This is a genomic window from Methylophaga sp. UBA3192 (assembly GCA_002363955.1).
In the GTDB taxonomy this organism is placed as follows: domain Bacteria; phylum Pseudomonadota; class Gammaproteobacteria; order Nitrosococcales; family Methylophagaceae; genus Methylophaga.
Genome location: DEXE01000007.1, coordinates 346627 through 368187, shown reverse-complemented (window position 1 = coordinate 368187; position 21561 = coordinate 346627). Strand labels below are relative to the sequence as shown.

The following is a 21561-nucleotide window of genomic DNA, read 5'->3' as shown; positions in this document are numbered from 1 at the left end:
AAAAAATCGCCAAACAATTCATACCTGTCTGGTGGATCAAGTGGCCCGTATCACCTGTTGTATGTCGGAACACATTGAAGGGAATTGTTTTAGCAATATCTGCATGCCTTCGATATCAAACGCATCAATGCGTTCCAGTAACTGGCTGGCATAGCGATCCAGAGTGTCAATCTGGTAACTACCTGCCAGTCTGGCAATTGCGTGGGCAAAATGCTTAATATCAGTCATGCTGTTACTTTTTGTGGCCATACGCCAGATTTCATCAATATCAGTTTGAAAATGCTTCAACAGGGACATCAGTTGCTGCTTGTTTAACTGTGACCAATTCTGCTGAGCTGTTGCGGTCACTTCAACTTCCATTGTCTGGTAATCTAGAAATACACTTAAGGCATGAAACAGCTCATTGCGTAAAACCGGTTTACGCAAGTAGGCATCAAAATGCTCCAGTTTATCCTGTTCGTAGGCATCTTTCATTACCGAAGCAGTCAGTGCGACTACAGGTAGATCGGGACTAAAGCCCTTTATTTTCTGGGCAGCTTCATAGCCATCCATCACGGGCATTCGGATATCCATCAACACCAGGTCCACTGAATTATTTTCAACAAACTCAACGGCCTGCTGGCCATTTTCAGCTTCACTGGTCTGAATGTTACTGTTGATAAAGTGTTGTCGAATCAACTCACGGTTATGTTCGACGTCATCGACGATCAGCATATGCGCCGGCTCAAAACGTATGCGACTGGCATCAAATGCCAAAGCCTGTTGCCGGAGTTTGTCACTGGCCATGGCGGCAATATCGATCCCGGGCAAGTCAATACTGAATACCGAACCTTCACCGCTGTTACTCTGCAGATGGATTTGACCCCCCATCATTTCTATCAATCGGCGGGTGATTGATAAACCAAGGCCCGTACCTCCATATTTACGAACATCCTGACCAGATTGCTGGGCGAATATTTCAAAAATATGTTCAATCTCAGCTTCGGGAATACCAATCCCGGTATCTTCAACCCGGATATGTAAATCCAGCTTACTCAGATGATCATCGACATTATCGGCGTGCACATGAATACGAACATGTCCTGTCTCAGTGAATTTGACGGCATTGCTGATTAAATTGAACAGGACTTGTCTGAGACGGGTGGCATCCAGTAGCAGGCCGTGAGGCAACTGTGGGTCAATATCTAAATGCAAGGCTAAATCCTTATTACGGATTTGCAGAATAAACATATTGGCTATCTCATCAAACAACTGGTGTGGATCAGTCGCCGTTTTATTCAGAATCAGTTTGCCGGCTTCAATTTTCGATAAATCAAGAATATCGTTGATCAGCAGCAACAGTGTATTGCCCGCACTGCGAATGGTTTTAATAAAGGATTTGAGTCTGGGTTCGGTGACCTGTTCGTCCAGCAGCTCGGTAAACCCCAGAATAGCATTCATCGGGGTTCGGATTTCATGACTCATATTGGCGAGAAATTGCGATTTGGCCAGATTTGCTGCTTCTGCATGGCTCTTGGCCTCTTTCAGTGAATTTTCCAGCGCAATTCGTTCATCCATATTAAGATAAAAGCCGAGAAAAGCCGGTTTGCCCTGATACTGAATGGAAATGATTGAAAACAGGCCCTGAATAAGCTGACCATTCCGGCTTCTTATGTTGACCATTTCACCATTGATTTCGCCTGCAGAAGCAAGTTTTGCCTGTACATCATCGCGTTGAGAAATATCAGCATAAAAATCCTGAACTTTTAATGTTTTCTGCTGATCGGCGGTAAAACCCAGTTCTTTATGACAATACTTGTTCGCCAGCAGAATACTGCCATCTATGGCCGACGTTACCATGAGGCTCATCGGCATCACATTAATCAGATGAAATAGCTGGGTTTCACTTTCCCGGAGCTGCTGTTCGGAAATAAGCCGTTTATTGACTTCAGTACGTAAGCGACGGTTCCAGTAGATAGTGGCAAGCAGGAAAATCAGCAGGACAGATGCGACCTGTATCAGTAGTGTGTAATTGGTGCGTTCAATCGTATTAACCGACATCCAGCGTTGGTCGATGGCTCGTTTTTCATCTTCTGTGATGGCTGTGATCGCTTTATTGATTATCGATAAAAGTTCGGGCTGATCCTTGACTATACCTACATGTAAGGCTGAGGAGTACTCCCGGACAATACTGGTATTCAGATGAGTCAAACCCGACTGGCTGGCGTTGTAGGTGATGGTGGGAAGAATGTCAAAATAACCATCAATCTCTTCCGCCGCCAACATCGCCAGTCCATCACGCACAGAGGGTACATAGATGATGTCAATTTCCGGATAGTAGGCCAGTAAAATCGACTCGGCAAAATAGCCTTTTACCACGCCGACAGGTTTATTGTTGAATTCACTCAGACTGCTGAGATGACCGAATTTCGTTGTGGCCATGGCCAGTGGGTAATCCAGATACGGAATGGACATGTCGAGAAATGTTTCACGAAATGTATTACGTGAAAGAGCCACAATAAGATCTATTTCACGGCTTTGTGCCGCTTCAATGACAGATTGCCAGTCCGCATTGGGTTCAAGTTGAAACTGCAGACCCGTTTGCTTGCTGATAAGTTGAAAATAATCAGCGCTGATACCACTGTGCTCACCATTTTTGTCTATAAAATCAAAAGGTGGCCAATAAGGGTCTACACCGATTCTGACAATCGGGTTATCTTTTATCCATTGCTGTTCGTTGTCGGTTAATTCGAGTCGACTCTGCTCAAACGGCAATACTTCAAATGCACTGCTATCACTGACAACGGCATACCATTTATCAATGATCTGCTGTTTTTCGGCCGCGGTAATTGCCGATAACGATTTTTCAATAATGCTGTGTAGCAGCGGATAACGTTTATCAATGGCAACAGATGTGTCGGTGGTCAGATTGGGCACTTTGGCGACCACTTTGAGATTGGAAAGATAACGTTGTTTGATTACGTTGGTTGCCACTGCGATATTACCGATATAGGCATCGGCTCTGGAAAAGGAAACCGCTTCCAGCGAATCATCGTTTGAGTCAGTCAACACCAGCGCCAAGTCCGGGTAATGGATTTTCAGCCAGTTATGCAGATAGGAGTCTTTATTTACAGCGACTTTAAGCCCAATCAAATCATCCATTGATTGAATATCATCGCGCTGCTTCTGGACAATAATGCCCAGTGAAAGACTGACATAGGGTTTTGAAAAGAAGAGAAACTCCTGTCTTGCCTCGGTAGCGGCTGCGCAGCTCAATCCCATTAACTCGCCGGCACGCATTTTTTCCATGGTGTTAGCCCATACATCTGGCTGAACGGCAATTTTCAGGCCACTTTTTTCACTGACAAGCTTCAATACATCAGCCGCTATGCCATCATGTTCGCCTTGGTCATTCAGAAAATCATAAGGTGCCCAACTGAAGTCTGCGCCGAGTTGGATTTCTGGGTTGTCAGCTATCCATGCCTGTTCTTCTTCGGTGAAAGTCAGTGCCGACAAGCGGCAACTGATGAACAGCAGAGCAAGCAATAGCAACCAGTTAGTTTTGATCGGCAATCGCAACAAATTCATCAATGTGTTCCATTAGCAGGTTCACCAGATAGGGATCAAACTGGCTACTGCTATGTGTCCTGATGTAATCAATGGTGGCATCTAATGGCCAGGCATCTTTATAAACCCGCTTGTGTAACAAAGCATCAAAGACATCAATCAACCCAACAATTCGGCCATAAATATGTATGTCCTGACCTTTTAAACCCTGAGGATAACCGGATCCATCCCATTTCTCATGGTGTTGGTGAGCGATGATGGCGGCAGCTTTGGTGTATTTACGTTTTGAATTATCAAGAATTTTATAGGCTCGGGTGGTGTGGGTTTTCATAATGGCAAATTCGTCTTCAGTGAGTTTGCCCGGTTTATGCAATATGGAATGGGGAATGGTGATTTTGCCAATATCATGCATCGGTGCGGCATGAAACAGAATATCGGCATCCTCATCGGTCAGACTTTCGTGATACAACGCCAGTAATCTGGAGCATTCGGCAACCCGGCGGATATGTTTGCCAGTTTCATCGGAAGTCGATTCCATCAGTTCGGTTAATACGTAAATCATTTCCAGCTGGTTTTGTTCCAGTTCGGTCATTAACCGTTGCTGATTTAATTCGTATTTTTGCTGCAGAGACAGATTGTTTTGCTGCAGCAGTTTTTTAGCACGATATAACGTGAGATGGGTGTTGACTCTGGCCAGCAGCTCTTCGGCGTGAAACGGTTTACACAGGTAATCCACTGCTCCGGCCTGAAAGCCCTGACTGATAGAGTCGACATCAACTTTGGCCGTGACAAAGATAATGGGGATATCCTGAAGTCGGGGTTCTGCCTTTATACGTCGGCAAACCTCGTAGCCATCCATTTCCGGCATCATGATATCAAGCAGAATCAGGTCATATTCATGCGTTCGCATCAAAGCGAGTGCTTCTGGACCGCGAGTGGCAAAAGAAAGATTATAGGGCTCTTCCTTAAGAAAATTCATGGCCACCTGAATATTGTCAGGGACGTCATCGACGATTAAAACATTGGCGTTATTATCCATCGCGATTCCTTGTATATAGATACTCTTGCGACAATCAGTTAGTGACTGCAAATGGTATCTACTGAAAATAACAGTAACTATAGATATTGTCTATCAGTCTTAAAAGCTGGTTTAACAAATATCGACAAACTAATTGCATCTGACTGGTAAGTTTATATTTGAGTTGCAATGATGAGGGATAAAAACAAAATAAGTATGATGTGGTTTTAAATAGCGGGAAGCGAAAATGGCTTTGCAAAAAGCGCCGGAATGGCAGGCTTTACTTGAGTATGAATTTGATCAGCCTTATATGCAGCAGTTAAAAGCATTTTTACAGCAGCAAAAAGCACAACATAAGGTGATATATCCACATTCGTCCAATTGGTTTCATGCGTTGGAAACGACACCATTATCACAGGTAAAAGTCGTGATCCTCGGTCAGGATCCCTATCACCAGCCAGATCAGGCACATGGTTTATGTTTTTCGGTAAAGCCGGGCATGGCTATTCCGCCTTCCTTAAGGAATATCTATAAAGAACTGAATAATGATCTGGAGATTATTCCCCCCAAACATGGCTATCTGGAAGCCTGGGCCAGGCAAGGCGTTTTGCTGCTCAATGCTGTGTTAACCGTGGAGCACGGTCAGGCGAATGCGCATCAGGGGAAAGGCTGGGAACAGTTTACGGATAGGGTGATCAGTCTGGTTAATAAGCAACGCGACCATGTCGTATTTATGTTGTGGGGCAGTTATGCGCAGAAAAAAGGGGCGGCCATTGACGGCCAACGACATCTGGTTTTAAAAGCACCCCATCCCTCACCGCTGTCAGCACACCGCGGATTTCTGGGATGCAAACATTTCAGTCGGGCTAACGAGTATTTACAACAGCACGGTCAAACGCCCATAGATTGGCAGTTACCTGCTTCGGTCAAGTTGTCATCAGATTGAATTTTGTTGTGTAACAGAGATTTCTCCAATACAGCCGATGGGCAGGCTTGATACAATTCGCGCCATGATAAATCTTAGCCAACTTTCTTTACGTCGCGGACCACGGTTGCTGTTTGAAGCGGCCAACCTGGTGATTCATCCGGGGCAACGTGTAGGTTTGACCGGTGCTAATGGCACGGGTAAATCCAGTTTATTTGCGATGATTCGGAATGAAATACACGCTGACAGCGGTGACCTGACTCTACCTGAGTCATGGGTGATTGCGCATGTCGCGCAGGAAACCCCTGCGGTTAATATACCGGCAATTGATTATGTGTTGCAGGGTGATGCAGAACTTAACCAGTTGCTGACACAATTGACACAAGCAGAACAAACCAATGATGGCCATCTGCAAACTCAGCTACATGATAAATTAGGGTTGATTGATGGTTATACAGCACGCAGTCGGGCGGCAAAACTGCTTCATGGACTAGGATTCAGTGCTGATCAGCAGGAAAATGCCGTCACTACATTTTCCGGTGGCTGGCGTATGCGACTTAATCTTGCTCAGGCATTAATGTGCCGTAGTGACTTGCTGCTGCTGGATGAACCCACTAACCATCTGGATCTTGAAGCCGTATATTGGTTGGAAGAATGGTTACGCAGTTATAGTGGAACCCTGCTGGTTATTTCGCACGACCGTGAGTTTCTGGATCGGGTCGTTACGCAGATTGCCCATATAGAACAGCAACGCATTAAATTGTATACCGGTAATTATTCGGACTTTGAAGTAGCACGCGCCGAGCATCTGGCCAATCAACAATCCGCTTATCAGAAACAGCAATCTGAAATTGCGCATATCCGTGACTTTGTGAATCGTTTCAAAGCCAAAGCGACTAAAGCCAAGCAGGCACAAAGTCGTATCAAGGCATTGGAACGTATGGAAAAGATTGCCCCTGCGCATGTGGATTCGCCGTTTCATTTCAGTTTTTTTCAACCACGGCGTTTAACCACGCCAATTTTAGCGCTGGATAAAGCCAGTGTTGGTTATCAGCAAACGCCGTTAATTGACAATATCAAGCTTAACCTTGCGCCCGGCGATCGCATCGGGCTGTTGGGGCCGAACGGTGCCGGTAAGTCCACGCTAATCAAGCTGATTGCGGGTGAGCTGCAACCATTGACTGGCAAACGCCGTGAAGGTAAAGATATTGTTATTGGCTATTTTGCTCAGCATCAGCTGGAACAGTTACGGCCAGAGGATAGTGCCTTAAATCATTTGCAGCGGTTGGATCCCATGGCAACCGAACAGGACTGCCGTAACTTTCTGGGTGGTTTTGGGTTTAATGGTGATACCGCTCTGGAGCCCGTCGCTCCGTTTTCCGGCGGCGAGAAAGCGCGTCTTGTCCTGGCTTTATTAGTTTATCAGCGACCAGCCCTGTTATTGCTGGATGAGCCGACCAACCACCTTGATTTAGAGATGCGTCTGGCACTGAATATGGCGTTGCAGGAATTTGAAGGGGCACTGGTTGTTGTTTCCCATGATCGGTATTTTTTGCGTAATGTCACAGACGATTTATGGCTGGTGGCGGATGGCAAGGCAACGGTATTTGACGGCGATTTGGATGACTATCGTCAGTTAAGACTTGGCCGGGATAGTAGTAATGACATCGAAAAAAATACGCTTGGTAACAACACTAAAAAATTAGACCGTCAGGCCGCTGCACAGCAACGGCAAAAATTACAGCCTTTGCGAAATCAGGTCAAAAAAGCCGAGCAGGTGCTTGATAAGCTGAATGCAGAGTTAGCCAAAATTGAAGGTTTGCTGGCTGATACCTCACTGTATGAGATGGCGAATAAAGAAAAACTGAAGACCTTGTTGCAACAGCAAGCAGCAACCAAGTCTGCATTGGAGCAGGCTGAAATGGACTGGCTTGATGCCAGTGAAATACTCGAAAACGCAGAAACTGCAGAGGTTTAATCCGTGGCATTATTGTCTTTAAAACAGCTGACCGTCAGTTATGGTGGCCCAAATTTACTGGATAAAGTCGAGTTTCAGCTCGATAAGGGGGAACGGGTTTGCCTTGTTGGCCGCAATGGCGCCGGTAAATCCACATTAATGAAAGTCATTGCTGGCGAGATTACGCCGGATAGCGGTGAAATGGTTGGTTTGCAGGAGTTAAAAATTGCCCGACTGGAGCAGGAAGTTCCTGCTGGTACGGCGGGTAGTGTGTTTGATGTCGTCGCTGATGGACTCGGTGAAGTTGGGCCTTTGCTGGTGGAATATCACCATATTGTTCAACAACTGCAACATGATAGTAGTGAACAAATACTCAACAAGCTGGAAAAAGCCCAGCATAAATTAGAAGCCGTTGATGGCTGGAGTCTCGAACAGCAGGTGGAAACGGTTATTTCCCGTTTATCGCTGGATGCCGATGTTGAGTTTTCCAGTTTATCCGGTGGTATGAAAAGACGGGTTCTTCTGGCTCAGGCACTGGTACGCCAACCGGATATCTTACTACTCGATGAGCCTACCAACCATCTGGATATCAGCTCTATCACCTGGCTAGAAGGTTTTCTGAAAAGTTACGGCGGCACCTTATTGTTTATTACCCATGACCGCAGTTTTTTACAGGCTTTGGCCACACGTATCGTGCAGTTAGATCGTGGGCAACTGGTGAGCTTTCCCGGTGACTACAAAAGCTTTTTGCAAAAACGGGAAGCCTTATTGTCTGCCGAAGCCGAGCAGAATGCCCAGTTTGATAAAAAGCTGGCCCAGGAAGAAGTGTGGATCCGTCAGGGAATCAAAGCCAGACGCACCCGTAATGAAGGTCGGGTGAGGGCGTTGGAAAAACTGCGTCGTGAACGCGGCCAACGTCGTGAAGTGCTTGGCAATGTGTCGATGCAAATCCAGGAAGGCGATCGGAGTGGCAAGCTGGTGGTCGAAGTTGAGAATATCAGTCAGGCATTTGATGGCCGGCAGTTATTTAAAGATTTCTCAACAGTGATTCAGCGCGGTGATCGCATTGGTATTATCGGACCCAATGGCTGTGGTAAAAGTACGTTACTGTCAATTCTGCTGGGACGGGCAGAACCCGAATCCGGAACAGTGCGTTTAGGCACCAATCTGCAGGTGGCCTATTTTGATCAATTACGTAGTCAACTTGATGAGGAAGCCAGTGTCGTTGACAACGTTGGGCAGGGTAGAGACTTTGTTGAAATCAATGGTAGCCGAAAACATGTGATTGGTTATCTGCAGGATTTCCTGTTTACGCCGGATCGGGCCAGAACCCCGGTAAAAGCGTTATCCGGTGGTGAGCGTAATCGGTTATTACTGGCCAAACTGTTTACCCAGCCCGCAAATTTACTGGTTTTGGATGAACCGACCAATGATCTGGATGCTGAAACCCTGGAATTGCTGGAGGATTTGTTACTGGGCTTTACCGGTACCATGCTGCTGGTCAGTCATGATCGCAGCTTTCTGAACAATGTGGTCACCAGCTGTATTGTGTTTGATGAAGATCAGCAAGTGCGTGAATATGTCGGTGGCTATGACGATTGGCTGGCACAACGCCAACAGTCCGTTAAGCAGGATAAACCGGCTGTCAGACTAGAGCCTGCTTCTCCAAAACCGGTTAAGAAAAAGGCGACATTAACCTATCAGCAACAACTGGATCTGAAAGCTTTGCCGTTAGAAATTGAAAAACTTGAACAACAAATTGCAGCGTTAACCGAAAAAATGTCGGCAGCAGACTTTTATCAACAGGATGCTAAGAAAATTAAAGAAACCCAAAAGCAAATGGCCGATTTAGAGAAGCAGCTGGAAGCGACTTTTGATAAATGGGAAAAGCTGGAGGCATTGCAAAACGCCTAGTCAGAAATTTACAGCTAGGGCTTGTTTATCTTTCATCTCCGCCTCTGTTGTGAGCTGAAAAAGCGTCAATCAAGGCACGAGGAGCGCCTTTTATAATTCTAAATAAGTGACGAGTAACGCAGAGTGGCGCTTTTTCAGTCACAACCCGAAGGGCTGGGACTATTTTTGCGCCCGCCTGCGTTGTCAATCACTTATGTAGTATGGCTACACGGAGTGCTTTCCGCCTTGTCGGACACAAAAATAGCCGCCAGCAGTGGTGGATATGAAAGATAAACAAGCCCTAAAAAAAAGCCGCTGCCTTGAGAGACAAGACAGCGGCTTTTTTAAGTTAAGAGTTATTCGTCTAATAATGCGTCACGATTGTCTTCACGGATACGTGGCAGAATCCACATTTCATACATGGATACTACCCACATAAAGGCAAAGGATAGTGCCATTGCACCACCACCAATCATTACAAACCAGGCAAAATTCGGATTCAGTTTGGTCAGCCACCATGCACTGATATCTATCAACAGAAAAATATAGGGCATTGAAATAACGAACACTTTTAACGGTTTTGGTACACCGGCGGCTAAACTGAAAATCAAGCCGACAAACATAAAGATAAATGCGATACCAAATAAGTGAATATGCGAAACGCGGGCAAGAGCCGTAATACTGGCACCAGTGTCCACCACCGCGCGTTCTTTTATTTGTTGGAAGTCAGAGTAATCCGGGACTGCACCACCGGCATCTGCGTTATGACAGATAATACATTTCGCTTCAAAAATCTGTTTAATACCATCATTTTCATACGCGTCTTCGGTGGCACCAGCGTGCACCCAGCTAATGATTTTTTCACGTTCATCATCAGTGGCCATGGGTTTCATTGAACCGTGTAATTTATTTTCGAGCAGAGAGTTACTTCTATTACCGTAATAGCTGTAAACGATGTCATCAACGGATAGTCCATATTTTCCATCTGCAAGGCCATGAGTCAGCTGAATCTGTACGATTGCCATCAGATAACCCACAGCGACCACAACCAGATATCCGGTAAATAGTGCTTTTAATGATGTGCCTTGACTGGCGAGATTGAGGTTGTGATTTTTTGCCATGTTGTTTCCCTTATTTTTATTGTGTTTATTCTATTACATCACGCATTTTCTGAGTAGCCGAAAACCTTATTTACTGCCAAAAACCTGCTGCAGCAGTTCCGATGTTCGTGCCGCTGGATTGTTACGGATCTTCTGTTCTTCCTGCGCTATCATCACAAACAAACCATCCAGCGCCTGACCGGTGACATAGTCCGGCAGATCCAGATTCAGATCCTGTCCGACAACGGGGACCGAGCTTAGTTGATCGTCCAGTTGATTGTAATAGCGGGTAGCCCCAACCTCATTGAGCGATGTATCAATGATCGGTTCAAATAAACCGGCCAGCTTGCCACGGGTTTTATCTTCAAAAAAACGCGTAGCCGAGTCAGTCTCGCCATTAAGAATGTTACGGGCATCATCAATGGTCATGCTTTTAATGGCATCAATCATAATTGACGTTGCCTGTGGTGCAGCTTTTTCTGCAGCCCGATTAATACTTTGTTCAAAATCGTCTGCCATTTTATTCAGGCCCAGCTGACGCATTAAGCCAGCGGCTTGTTGTACACGCGGTGGTAAAGGGATACGGATTTGCGGGTTGTTCAGATAACCACCTTCTTTGCTGACATTTTCCACCGCCTTTCTGGTGCCGGTTTCCAGTGCCTCTTTCAAGCCGTTCGCAATAGTATCAGCGCTTAAATCCGAACCTTGTGACGATTCAAGTGCTGTACTGCCTGATTTACTGAAGTCTTCCAGGAATTTTTTCCAGTCTGCATGGCTGGGGGAGGTTGCCAGTAACGAGAATAAAAAAACGATGGAGGTAAACGTTGCCGAAAATTTCATAATGTCATTCCTTTCATACCGAAGAGCTGCTGATCTTTCAGAGCCCAGTCCTTAGGAGTGGGATTGAAAAACACACAAACTGTAATTGCCTGTCGCTAATATGGAACTGCTATACGCATTCCTCGCGCATTGCGTGACGTTTTTCAATTCATAACAAAGGCAAAAAGATCATCAGACCTAAACTTTGATAGTGCCTGTATGACTCAATAAGCGTCAAGCCATCTTTTATGCCAGTTTTAGAATAACGAACAAAAAAAAGCCGGCTAAAAGTTTAACCGGCTTTTCATGTCTGTATCGGATCGTGTTATCAGCTAGGGACAACGTTTTCCGCTTGTGGACCTTTCTGACCTTGTGTCACTTCCATCGTGACAGATTGGCCTTCTTTCAGAGTTCTGAAACCATCTGATTTAATCGCGCTGTGATGTACAAAAACATCCGGACCATCGGCGCGTTCAATAAAACCGAATCCTTTTGCGTCATTGAACCATTTCACTGTACCTGTAACTTGCTCTGCCATATCAACCTCAATATCTTAAATCTTCTGCTAACTTAACTCCTAAGTCAGCTTACACTACCCCTTAAAAAGGGGTTAATCGCATTGTACGCCCAAAATTTAACAAAAAGTCACATTTATTTTGGAGTTTACAGTTTTTTTTTAGGGTTAAAATTAGCTGTAAAAACGGAAAAAAAAACTGTAATTTATTGAAATATATGAATTTATAAGAATTTTATCGTTCTGGTTAACTGGCATTAATGAAAATGTAGATTGGCAAATTTCAAACTGCGTGCACAGTTAAAATGCGCGACTTCCCTCAAATTTCAGCTTAAACCGGTTTGAAATCAGCTGGCGTTTCAGAACCTTCTCCATAGAAAAACTTTTCCAGTTCGGTTTTTAAAAAAGCCTGGGATTTCGGATCTGCAAGAGATAAACGATATTCATTTATCAGCATAGTTTGATGTGCTATCCACATTTGCCAGGCTTCTTTAGAGACGGTCTCATAGATTTTTTTGCCCAGATCGCCGGGATAAGGTGGAAAGTCGAGTGCTTCTGCTTCTTTGTTGAGTTTTACACAATGCACGGTACGTGTCATAGCATCCTCTCGGTTGATGATAAGAATTCAATTAATTGTTTAACCGGGGCGGGTAAGCCCAGTGTTAACGCCTTGTCTATTTTAACCCAGATATGCTGATTATTCTCAGCAACTATATTAATGGGATCTGCAGTGAAAATATGGGGGTGGATCGTTAATTTGAAATGACTGAAAACATGCTTGATTTCAGGCATTGATGATTGAAAGACAGCATTTTTTACCGGCAGAATGTTATCTGCTACTTGAGCCGCGGCTTCAGGAAAGCTCCACAAACCACCCCAGATGCCACTTTGTGGACGTTGTTCCAGTAATATGTGGTTATCCTGATGAATGTATATATACCAATTAGTTTGACGTACAGGTTGCTGCTTTTTGGTTTTACGGACTGGGAATAATGTGGGGTCACCGGAAGCGTAGGCCTGGCAATCGGTTATTAGTGGACATCTTTGGCAGTCCGGGCGACTGCGAGTACACAGGGTTGCGCCTAAATCCATTTGTGCCTGAATGTAATTAGCAATTCGCGTTGAGGGTAATAACTCTTCTACGCGTTGCCACATGGCTGTTTCAACGTGTTTTTCTCCTGGCCAGATGTTGATCGCATCATATCGTGCCAGTACCCGTTTTACATTACCGTCAAGAATCGGGAAACGCTGATGAAAAGCAAGTGCCATAATAGCCCCTGCTGTAGAACGCCCGATTCCCGGCAAACGTAACAATGACTGAAAATCCTCAGGCACCTGAGAATTATGTTGTTGTTGCATCTGAATGGCGGCTTTATGCAGGTTACGACCACGAGCATAATAACCCAGTCCTGACCAGAGACTCAGAACGTCATCGACCTGTGCGTCAGCCAGGGCATCAATATGCGGGAATTTCTCAATAAAACGCTGATAATAGGGGATGACCGTAGCAACCTGAGTCTGCTGCAACATCACTTCCGAAAGCCAGATATGATAAGCCGAGGCATTTTGCTGCCACGGTAAATCCTTACGACCATGTTGGTCATACCACGCTAATAAACGGTCACTGAAAGTGCTTGAAGTCAAAATAGAATCAGGCCGTGTTCCGGAATGAGCACGGCCTTTAGTTTGTCATTGATTAGAATAAACCCTTGAGTTTTTCTTTCAGCAGGTCTTCTGTTGATGGTGAAGATTCCTTTTCAGGCGCTTCTTCGGATGTTTTTTCTTCTGTTGCTGATTCTTCAACGGGCTCTGAAGAGGCGTCAGATTTAGATTCAATACCGAGCTTACCACCAAGCAAACCGCCAAGCCCGTCGCCCAGCTTTTCCTTAAGTTTTTCTTCGGCTTTGGCTTTTACTTCACCAGTGGCCTGGTCTTTGATAACTGAAGCCATATCAACTTTTGGTCTTGGATTGTCAAAACTACCCGTAATTTTTACCGGAATGGTCAGACCTTTAAGATCTTCCAGTGTTTTGCCCCCCTGGCCTTCAGCAGTTCCCACGATCGAAACGCGAACCGCATAATCAATGACCTCTCTTGGAATATCAATATCGCCCGCACCAGTGACGCGTAACAATGGCGACATCAATTCAAGATCCTGATTATTAACAATACCTTGCTTTGCTGTAAATGTGCCTTTTAGACTGCTGAAATCAGTTTGTACCGGTTCATTAGACTCAGCAGCTTTCTGACCGGAAAGCAGTGCTTTAGCCTGACGAATGGCTTCAGCAATATTAATGCCTTTCAATGCGCCATCAGTAAAGGAAAATGCGCCGTTGCCATCCAGGCTTTGTTTAATGGCATCAACATCCTTACCACTGCCATTAAGCTTTACACTGGCATTGGCGGTTCCGGAAATACGATCATTACCGGTCAGATCTTTTAATAAAGGCCCAGCCTGCACACCTTGCAGGTTTTCATCTACAGCCAGTTTCAGGCTGTCTCCACGGGCATCCAGGCTGACATTACCCTGATACTTTCCCTGATAGAGATCTGCCGCTAAAGGACTGAGTTTAATCAACCCGTCTTTGGCATCAATCGTAATGAGTATATTTTCGCTACTGATACCGCTGGCTTTAAGTTTGCCGATTTTGAAGCTGCCTTTGGCATTGATATCCCGCAATGTCTCTAATGGTAATTCACTTGCACCACCTGTGGCGGCAGTGGATGGTGTAGCAACTTCTTTGGCTGTATTTTCTTTGTCTTCTTTAGCCGGTGGTAAGTAGCGATCGGCATCAATCTGATCCAATGTCAGGTTAAATGTATAGGCCGGATTTTCAAAATTACTGATACCAAATTGACCAGCAAATTGGCTTTGGTCAAGTGTCAGTTGTAAATCTTTGGCATTAATGGAATTTTTACTGCCGCTGATTTCACTGCTCAACTGAACCAGTTCCAGTGTGGTGTTATCTGCCATTTCCGGTAATTCAATTTTTAAATCGTTAGCTAATTTACGTAAATTGAACGGTTTGACCTGTACATTGCCATTAAAAGCCAGATCATCCGACAAAATCCTGTCGCCTTGCAACCGGCCACTCATTGTCAGATCGGCTAGTTTTATAACGAGGTCATTGGCTTGAAAGGTTTCATCTGCCAGATTGGCAATAATATTGCTGTTTACTTCCAGTTTGGCTTTGCCGCCTGGCAGTTTTTCATCTTCGATGTCTGCAGTGATCGCCAGATTAGTAATGCGATGCAGCTGGCTGCCCAGATTGACTTCGATTAATCCATTAACACTGGCATTGATTTTTTGATTTGAACCGGTCGCCTGTAAATCCACTTTCAAATTATTGATTGTTACCAGTTCACTGGCCATATTGGCGTTAATATCGGCTTGAAGATCCAGATTAGCCTGTTGTAACGGCATAGCAGAGCTATTGGCTACCGTGTTGAATTTGAGTGATTCCAATGCATATATCTGGTTTTCTAAATCAACGATGACCTTGCTGTCGAGTTTGATATGGGCCTTGACTTCAGGCTTACTGCTGATAAGGTCAAACGATGTTGTTAAAGCGGTTGGTTGTCCGGGAACCAGAGGATCAGTATCAAGATTGAGATTACGCAGTTGAAAATTTTCATCTTTACTGGCGTCTGACCACAATACATTGGCATTAGTCAATTTAACCCCTGCGATACTGATTGCAGCCAGTCCACCCGAAGGTTCAGTTGAAGGACTTTCAGAAGTAGTGGCGGTCGCATCATCTGAGATCTCATCCGCCTTTGTCAGATCATCCCAGTTGGTCACACCTTGTTCATTTGTTTCCAGATTCAATAACAAACCATCCAGAACAATTGTGTCCATTTCCAGTTGCTTTTTCAATAAAGGCATCAGTTTAATACGAATTTCAGCCGCCTGGACGCTGGCGAATGATTCAGCCTTAAAGCCACTGGCATTACTAAGAGATAAAGGACCAAGCTCCAGTGCTATCCAGGGGAAGACAGATAAGCCTATATCTCCCTGTAAGGTCAATTTACGACCTGTGGCTTTTTCAACCTGTGCCGCAATTTCGTCTTTATAGTCATTAGGATCAATGATAAACGGAAGTGCTGCGAGAGCAGCGATAGCGATGATGATGATTGCGATAATCAGTTTGATAAAGGTGCGCATGCTTTGATCCTGTACTTAGATGGGTGTATTACAATGATGATAAGCCATTTGACGACGTTTATGAACCGGCTTTAATGATATAGGTGAAGCGTTCATAATCCAGTGTGGCCGAATAAACATCCTTGGTTTCCACGTTGAGAGGATCACCTTTGGCATTAAATACAGTTAACTGCCGTTTAGGGCTAAAGACACCTTTCTGGGTTATAAGTGCTGGAATTTGAGTATTTAATTGTAATGCAGGATATACAAGATTTCCGGACTTAGGCTGACAGGTCACAATTTCCGGCGTACCGTCGATTAAGCTGAGACCAGCCTGGGCATTATTCTGCCAATCATTGCAAAACCAGCAAATGGTGGCCAGTTGCAGTGAGTTTTGCATTTTAAGCAAAACCAGTTCGTTTACATCAATATTATCGTTGCATTCGGTAATCAGCAGTAAGCTGCCATGTTCAGAGTTATTTAATACCATCGTTTCCATACTGGGTGAGGCTGCCCCATTCAGAAAGTTAACAATGGCTGCATACCCGTGAACCAGTTCAACAGAACCAGATTCGATTAACTGTTTTCTGGGAGACTGTCGTTGATAACTGGCTGCCAGTTGGGGCATAACCTGTCGAATCAGCAGTAAATCCAACCTGTTTTCCTGCTTATTTATTGGTATAAGTTTTTGCCCGAGAATGGTTAACACGTCCTGAGTCTGTAACATGCGGTTATCAGGTATCTGACGTATTAGTTGTGGTGTTTTTGACATGGCCTTCGGGGCTTGATCTGTATCTGCTTCAATACAGAAAAAGCCGGTTAATAAAAAGGCATTCTCCAGAACTTGCTGTTGTGGCGGAATATCAGTAATCAAAACTTTATTAACCACTTCTGAAAGCATTGAATACAGGCGTATGACAGAATGTTTCGACAGGCTGTAGGGGTCGGCAATAACCGTTAACGCAATGAGCTTATATATATGTGCAAAGCTATCACTGCTGACCAGCGGCGATATTTCAGGTTTAAGATCCAGAGCTTTGGCTTTCTCAAGGTAAATTAACAGTTGATTTAACTGTAACCAGCAATCTTTCGGTGCGGTTCGATAATGAACAGTGGCATGCAAAATTTGTAAGGCAATTAACTCACTGCCGCGGTTTAAACAAAACAGAAATCGGGTCTGATCGGCCGGACGTTCACCACGTTGATAGTGTTTGTCCGCCAAAGTGAAATATAACTCGGCCAGACAACGCAAAGTTTGGCTAAAGTTAGTCAGGTTTTTTGGTGTGGGTCTTTTCAGGCTGGACTCGGCAGCAATAATTTTACTGTCACGGCTTAATAAAAGTCGTTTAAGCTCGAGGTAATAAACATCGAGCAGGTTAATCTGCCGGCTTTCGGAAATATGCTGTTGTTTAATGGATTGTAAGTTGGCCAGCAGGATGGACAGTCGTTGCGGCAGATCATCTGTAAGCTGAGATAACCAGGTTTTCAACAGGGCAGGATCGGTAATGATATCTCCGCGTTGCTCACTGCTCACCACCGAGGTCAGTAAATGCAGTTTAGGAAGATCTGCTGCAGGCTTCGCCTGTGTTCCCAGCAATTTGTTGCCCAGCCACATGCTGAATAATCGGGGATTGATTACTTTGGCAGGGGATTGCAGAAAATGAAAACCTTTAGCTGATAATTTAGTTGATTGGGCAAAATGTCTTTCAGCAAAAGCGAAGACAGAAAATAAATTACTACTGGTTAACGGTAATTTTATCTGCAGCAGATTTTTTTCATGATTGATTTTACGCCGGCTACAGTAAATATTAAGCAGGTTGATATCCCGATGTTGCCAGGCTTTTAAACCTTCGGCATTGTCGATATTGTAAAAATATAAAACGGCATGTCCTAATCGGCTGATTTGCCATTGGTAATTCAACGATGAGTTGTACTGCGATAATAAGGCCTGCAGCTGTTGATGATCTGCATCTGTGAAGCCGAAGCATCGTATCCGCAGATTAGCCAATTTAACTTTGCTCCGCCTCTGAAGAAGGCTGCAGCTGACGAAGCCGAACCGTTCTGATGGCATTGTCTGCGGTTTGGATGACCTCGATAATATAATCGTTAATACGTAAACTTACCCCGGGATCAGGAATACTTTCCAGATATTCCAAAACCAGACCGTTGATGGTTTTGGGCCCATCCGTTGGCAGGCCCCAATCCAATGTTCGATTCAATTCGCGGATATTTGCCGAACCATTTATCAGATAACTTCCATCACTCTGAGGATGAATTTCTTTTTCATCATCAATGGTATTGGCGGTAAATTCACCGACAATTTCTCTGAAGATATCCTCCAGTGTGATCAAACCTAATAAGTCACCATATTCATCTACCACCAGACCGGTGCGGCGCAGTTTACGTTGAAACTGAATCAATTGGGTATTGAGAGGCGTGTCTTCTGGAACGAAATAAGCTTCTTTAACAATGCTCTCAAACGTTTGTAGATTCAGGTTGTCCTGAGTCATAAGATTCAGTGCTTTACGAACATGCAAAATGCCAACGATATTATCCATACTGTCACGATAGACGGGCAGTCTGGTATACCCGCAATGGGAAAGTTGTTTAACTATTTCAGCAAATGGCTGATTGATATCGATGCCTTCAATTTCATTACGCGGGACCATTACATCGTTTACCGTAACCTGCTCCAGATCCAGAATACTCATCAACATATCTTTATGGCGGTTTGGAATCATGCTGCCGGCTTCCATTAGAGCCACCCGCAATTCTTCTATGTTAATGGCTGTTGAGGTTGCATCTTCACGAGAAACACCAAACAAGCGCAGCAAACGATTGGTAATAATGCTGGTAAACCACACTAAAGGGTAAAGGATGAACAATAAAGGTTTTAATACAAAACTGGCAGGATAAGCCACGCGTTCGGGATGTAGGGCGGCAAGTGTTTTTGGCGTGACTTCAGCAAATAATAAAATCACTAAAGTTAAGGTGAATGTCGCCACGACGATACCGTTCTCGCCAAGTAGCTTGATCCCGATAACGGTGGCAATAGCCGAGGCAAAAATATTCACAAAATTATTGCCCAGCAGGATTAAACCGATCAAACGATCTGGTCTTGCCAAAAGACTGCTGGCAATCATTGCACCGCGATGACCTTGTTGGGCAAGATGTTTTAATCGATAACGATTCAATGACATCAATGCCGTTTCAGAGCTGGAAAAAAACGCTGATAACACCAACAGGAAAAACAGAATGAGAAACAGCGCGATTAAGGAGGTATCTTCCAGCATCAGTTTAGCTTTGTATTAAGAATTCAAGGACTAATTTGCTACCAACATACGCCAGTAGTAAAAATCCAAAACCGGATAAGGTCCACTTTACGGCAGTCTGGCTACGCCAGCCATATTGATTGCGGCCCCATAACAAGGCTGCAAAAACCAGCCAGGCAATAATTGAGAATACGGTTTTATGTGCCACATGCTGAGCTATAAAATCGTTAACAAACACAAAGCCCGTAATCAGTCCCAATGTCAATAATGCAAAACCGGCATAGAGTAGTTGGAATAATGCCTTTTCCATTGTCTGGAGTGGGGGGAGTTTGCGAACCCAGCCGCCGGCATGCTTATGTCGTAACTGTTTTTCCTGAATGGCCAGAATAATCGATTGCATTGCGGCTAGTGCAAGCAGGGCATACGCTGTAAGTGATAGTAAAATATGCCATTCCAAAGCAGGATCACTGAGAGTTTGTTGGCTACCCGGTGCTTCGACCCTGAACATTAAACATAAAGCTACCAGTGGATATACTACAATTCCAGGATGCGCTATCTGAGAACGCAAACCCGTTAACATCGCGATAAATGCCATTAACCAGGCTGCAATAGATAACGTGCTCATCAGACTAAGATCCCAACCTTGGGCAAATTTCATGGTGAAATAAATATCTGCAGCATGGAATAACAGCGCTAATGTGGTCAATATGCCTATCGGTAAGGCAAGTTTATTCCCATTATGATCGCGTTTGACAAAGTCACGGATCAGAATAACGCTGCTACTTAAATACAGTAGGAAGGCTAATGCGTTGGCAATGGCCATGAGGGGAGATCCTTAAGTTCCAATAATGTTTATCCGGTTAAACGCTAAGCTTAAATCATAAACGATAAGCCGCTTCACCGGATATCATATCAGTTATAATGCCATACCTATCTACATAGTACTGATTTTCAGACACCAAACGATGCAGGATACATTATGTTTGACAGCCTAAGTGACAGACTCGCCGGTAGCCTCAAAAAACTGCGTGGACAGGGTCGAATCACCGAAGACAATATCAAAGAAACGCTGCGTGAAGTACGTATGGCTTTGCTTGAGGCCGACGTTGCATTGCCGGTTGTCCGCGATTTTATTGAAAAAGTAAAAGAACGGGCAATGGGACAGGATGTGATGCGCAGCCTTAGCCCAGGCCAGGTTTTCGTCAAGATTGTTAATGACGAACTGGTTGCCATAATGGGCGATGAAGACAACAGTCTTAATCTGAATAGTCAGCCGCCGGTGGTTATTCTGATGGCGGGTTTACAGGGTGCGGGTAAAACCACCAGTGTGGCAAAACTGGCCCGCTTTCTGAAAGAAAGACAAAAGAAATCCGTCATGGTGGCGAGTGCTGATGTTTATCGGCCAGCGGCGATAGAACAGTTAAAGACACTTGCAATTGATGTTGAAGCGAAATTTTTCCCCAGTGATGCCAGCCAGGATCCAGTGGCGATTGCACAAGCTGCCGTAGCACAGGCAAAACTTGAATATGTTGATGTAGTGATTATTGATACGGCAGGTCGTCTGCATATTGATGATGACATGATGAGCGAAATCAAACGTATTCATGCGGCAATTAATCCAACAGAAACATTATTTACGGTTGATAGTATGACCGGCCAGGATGCTGCCAATACTGCCAAGGTATTCAACGAGGCTTTACCGTTGACCGGTGTGATTTTGACCAAAACGGATGGTGATGCTCGTGGTGGTGCGGCTTTATCTATTCGTCATATTACCGGTAAACCCATTAAATTCATGGGTGTGGGTGAAAAGACAACAGCTTTGGAAGTCTTCCATCCTGATCGTGTGGTTTCCCGAATTTTGGGAATGGGCGATGTTCTCTCTTTAGTCGAAGAAGCACAACGGAAAATTGATGCGGGTTCAGCTGAAAAACTGGCCAACAAACTTAAAAAAGGCAAGGGCTTTGATCTTGAGGATTTTCGCGATCAATTGCAGCAAATGAGCAAAATGGGCGGGCTTACTTCATTAATGGATAAATTGCCCGGCATGGGGCAAATTCCTGATGCTGTTAAAAACCAGGCCAATGATAAAGAGCTGGTTAAAATGGAAGCGATGATTAATTCGATGACGCCTAAAGAGCGACGTCGCCCTGAATTAATAAAAGGCTCGAGAAAAAAACGCATCGCAGCAGGCTCTGGCACACAGATTCAGGATGTAAATCGCTTACTGAAACAGTTCTCTCAAATGCAAAAAATGATGAAAAAAATGGGGCAGAAAGGTGGTATGGCAAAAATGATGCGCGGCCTTGGTGGAAAACTGCCAATGGGCGGTGGTGGCATGCCATTTTAAGGTAATCGTATTTACAGCTTTGC

15 protein-coding genes are annotated in these 21561 nt (G+C 44.6%); 4 read left to right on the top strand and 11 right to left on the bottom strand.

The window, feature by feature from the left end; genetic code table 11:
* Positions 1-36: 36 nt before the first annotated feature.
* Together B2337_RS12745 and B2337_RS12740 are read right to left on the bottom strand one after the other, a co-directional pair.
* Positions 37-3567 (bottom strand): transporter substrate-binding domain-containing protein, encoded by a 3531-nt coding sequence (locus B2337_RS12745; RefSeq protein WP_292413611.1) that lies wholly within the window; start codon positions 3565-3567, stop codon positions 37-39.
* Positions 3536-4585: a response regulator gene (locus tag B2337_RS12740; RefSeq protein ID WP_292361909.1), complete on the bottom strand. Its 1050-nt coding sequence runs from the start codon at positions 4583-4585 to the stop codon at positions 3536-3538. Before B2337_RS12740 ends, B2337_RS12745 begins: the two co-directional genes overlap by 32 nt.
* Positions 4586-4811: 226 nt before the next feature.
* Between B2337_RS12740 and ung the strand changes: the two genes are divergently transcribed.
* The 3 genes from ung (at position 4812) to B2337_RS12725 (ending at position 9360) form a co-directional block, all read left to right on the top strand.
* On the top strand, positions 4812-5510 hold the full coding sequence (gene ung, locus B2337_RS12735; protein ID WP_292413613.1) for a uracil-DNA glycosylase: 699 nt from the start codon (positions 4812-4814) through the stop codon (positions 5508-5510).
* 64 nt (positions 5511-5574) lie between these two features.
* Positions 5575-7467 carry an ATP-binding cassette domain-containing protein gene (locus tag B2337_RS12730; RefSeq protein ID WP_292413615.1) on the top strand — a complete coding sequence of 631 codons (1893 nt, stop codon included), beginning with the start codon at positions 5575-5577 and terminating at the stop codon, positions 7465-7467.
* Positions 7468-7470: 3 nt separating this feature from the next.
* Entirely contained in the window at positions 7471-9360 is a 1890-nt protein-coding gene (locus B2337_RS12725) for an ATP-binding cassette domain-containing protein (RefSeq protein ID WP_292413616.1), read from the top strand.
* Between the two features lie 335 nt (positions 9361-9695).
* On the opposite strand, the gene B2337_RS12720 is transcribed toward B2337_RS12725, so the two are convergent.
* The 9 genes from B2337_RS12720 to B2337_RS12680 all read right to left on the bottom strand — a co-directional run bounded on the left by B2337_RS12720 (position 9696) and on the right by B2337_RS12680 (position 20011).
* Positions 9696-10460: an elongation factor-1 alpha gene (locus B2337_RS12720; RefSeq protein WP_292413618.1), complete on the bottom strand. Its 765-nt coding sequence runs from the start codon at positions 10458-10460 to the stop codon at positions 9696-9698.
* A gap of 66 nt (positions 10461-10526) precedes the next feature.
* Positions 10527-11279: a DUF4197 domain-containing protein gene (locus B2337_RS12715; protein WP_292361448.1), complete on the bottom strand. Its 753-nt coding sequence runs from the start codon at positions 11277-11279 to the stop codon at positions 10527-10529.
* Between the two features lie 307 nt (positions 11280-11586).
* Positions 11587-11796, bottom strand: a complete 210-nt coding sequence (locus B2337_RS12710; protein ID WP_069295769.1) for a cold-shock protein — start codon at positions 11794-11796, stop codon at positions 11587-11589.
* A gap of 307 nt (positions 11797-12103) precedes the next feature.
* On the bottom strand, positions 12104-12370 hold the full coding sequence (locus B2337_RS12705) for an oxidative damage protection protein (RefSeq protein ID WP_292361449.1): 267 nt from the start codon (positions 12368-12370) through the stop codon (positions 12104-12106).
* On the bottom strand, positions 12367-13416 hold the full coding sequence (gene mutY, locus B2337_RS12700) for an A/G-specific adenine glycosylase (protein WP_349677085.1): 1050 nt from the start codon (positions 13414-13416) through the stop codon (positions 12367-12369). Before mutY ends, B2337_RS12705 begins: the two co-directional genes overlap by 4 nt.
* Before the next feature lie 52 nt (positions 13417-13468).
* The gene (locus B2337_RS12695) at positions 13469-15937 is read right to left on the bottom strand and encodes an AsmA family protein (RefSeq protein WP_292413620.1); all 2469 of its coding nucleotides are present in this window, start codon (positions 15935-15937) and stop codon (positions 13469-13471) included.
* Between the two features lie 58 nt (positions 15938-15995).
* Positions 15996-17924: a hypothetical protein gene (locus B2337_RS12690; RefSeq protein ID WP_292413622.1), complete on the bottom strand. Its 1929-nt coding sequence runs from the start codon at positions 17922-17924 to the stop codon at positions 15996-15998.
* Between the two features lies 1 nt (position 17925).
* On the bottom strand, positions 17926-19209 hold the full coding sequence (locus B2337_RS12685) for an HlyC/CorC family transporter (protein ID WP_292361452.1): 1284 nt from the start codon (positions 19207-19209) through the stop codon (positions 17926-17928).
* Between the two features lie 4 nt (positions 19210-19213).
* A complete protein-coding gene (locus tag B2337_RS12680) occupies positions 19214-20011 on the bottom strand; it encodes a cytochrome C assembly family protein (protein WP_292361453.1) in 798 nt (265 codons plus the stop codon).
* Between the two features lie 156 nt (positions 20012-20167).
* Here B2337_RS12680 and ffh point away from each other — a divergent pair, with 156 nt between their 5' ends.
* A complete protein-coding gene (gene ffh, locus B2337_RS12675; RefSeq protein ID WP_292413623.1) occupies positions 20168-21538 on the top strand; it encodes a signal recognition particle protein in 1371 nt (456 codons plus the stop codon).
* The last annotated feature ends 23 nt before the right edge of the window (positions 21539-21561 follow it).

Excerpts from the sequence above, each read along its gene's own strand:
- B2337_RS12715 (WP_292361448.1), bottom strand. The coding sequence starts at position 11,279 with ATGAAATTTTCGGCAACGTTTACCTCCATCGTTTTTTTATTCTCGTTA.
- B2337_RS12705 (WP_292361449.1), bottom strand. The coding sequence starts at position 12,370 with ATGACACGTACCGTGCATTGTGTAAAACTCAACAAAGAAGCAGAAGCA.
- B2337_RS12730 (WP_292413615.1), top strand. The coding sequence starts at position 5,575 with ATGATAAATCTTAGCCAACTTTCTTTACGTCGCGGACCACGGTTGCTG.
- B2337_RS12695 (WP_292413620.1), bottom strand. The coding sequence starts at position 15,937 with ATGCGCACCTTTATCAAACTGATTATCGCAATCATCATCATCGCTATC.
- B2337_RS12710 (WP_069295769.1), bottom strand. The coding sequence starts at position 11,796 with ATGGCAGAGCAAGTTACAGGTACAGTGAAATGGTTCAATGACGCAAAA.
- B2337_RS12720 (WP_292413618.1), bottom strand. The coding sequence starts at position 10,460 with ATGGCAAAAAATCACAACCTCAATCTCGCCAGTCAAGGCACATCATTA.
- B2337_RS12685 (WP_292361452.1), bottom strand. The coding sequence starts at position 19,209 with ATGCTGGAAGATACCTCCTTAATCGCGCTGTTTCTCATTCTGTTTTTC.
- B2337_RS12740 (WP_292361909.1), bottom strand. The coding sequence starts at position 4,585 with ATGGATAATAACGCCAATGTTTTAATCGTCGATGACGTCCCTGACAAT.
- B2337_RS12680 (WP_292361453.1), bottom strand. The coding sequence starts at position 20,011 with ATGGCCATTGCCAACGCATTAGCCTTCCTACTGTATTTAAGTAGCAGC.
- ung (WP_292413613.1), top strand. The coding sequence starts at position 4,812 with ATGGCTTTGCAAAAAGCGCCGGAATGGCAGGCTTTACTTGAGTATGAA.
- ffh (WP_292413623.1), top strand. The coding sequence starts at position 20,168 with ATGTTTGACAGCCTAAGTGACAGACTCGCCGGTAGCCTCAAAAAACTG.
- B2337_RS12745 (WP_292413611.1), bottom strand. The coding sequence starts at position 3,567 with ATGAATTTGTTGCGATTGCCGATCAAAACTAACTGGTTGCTATTGCTT.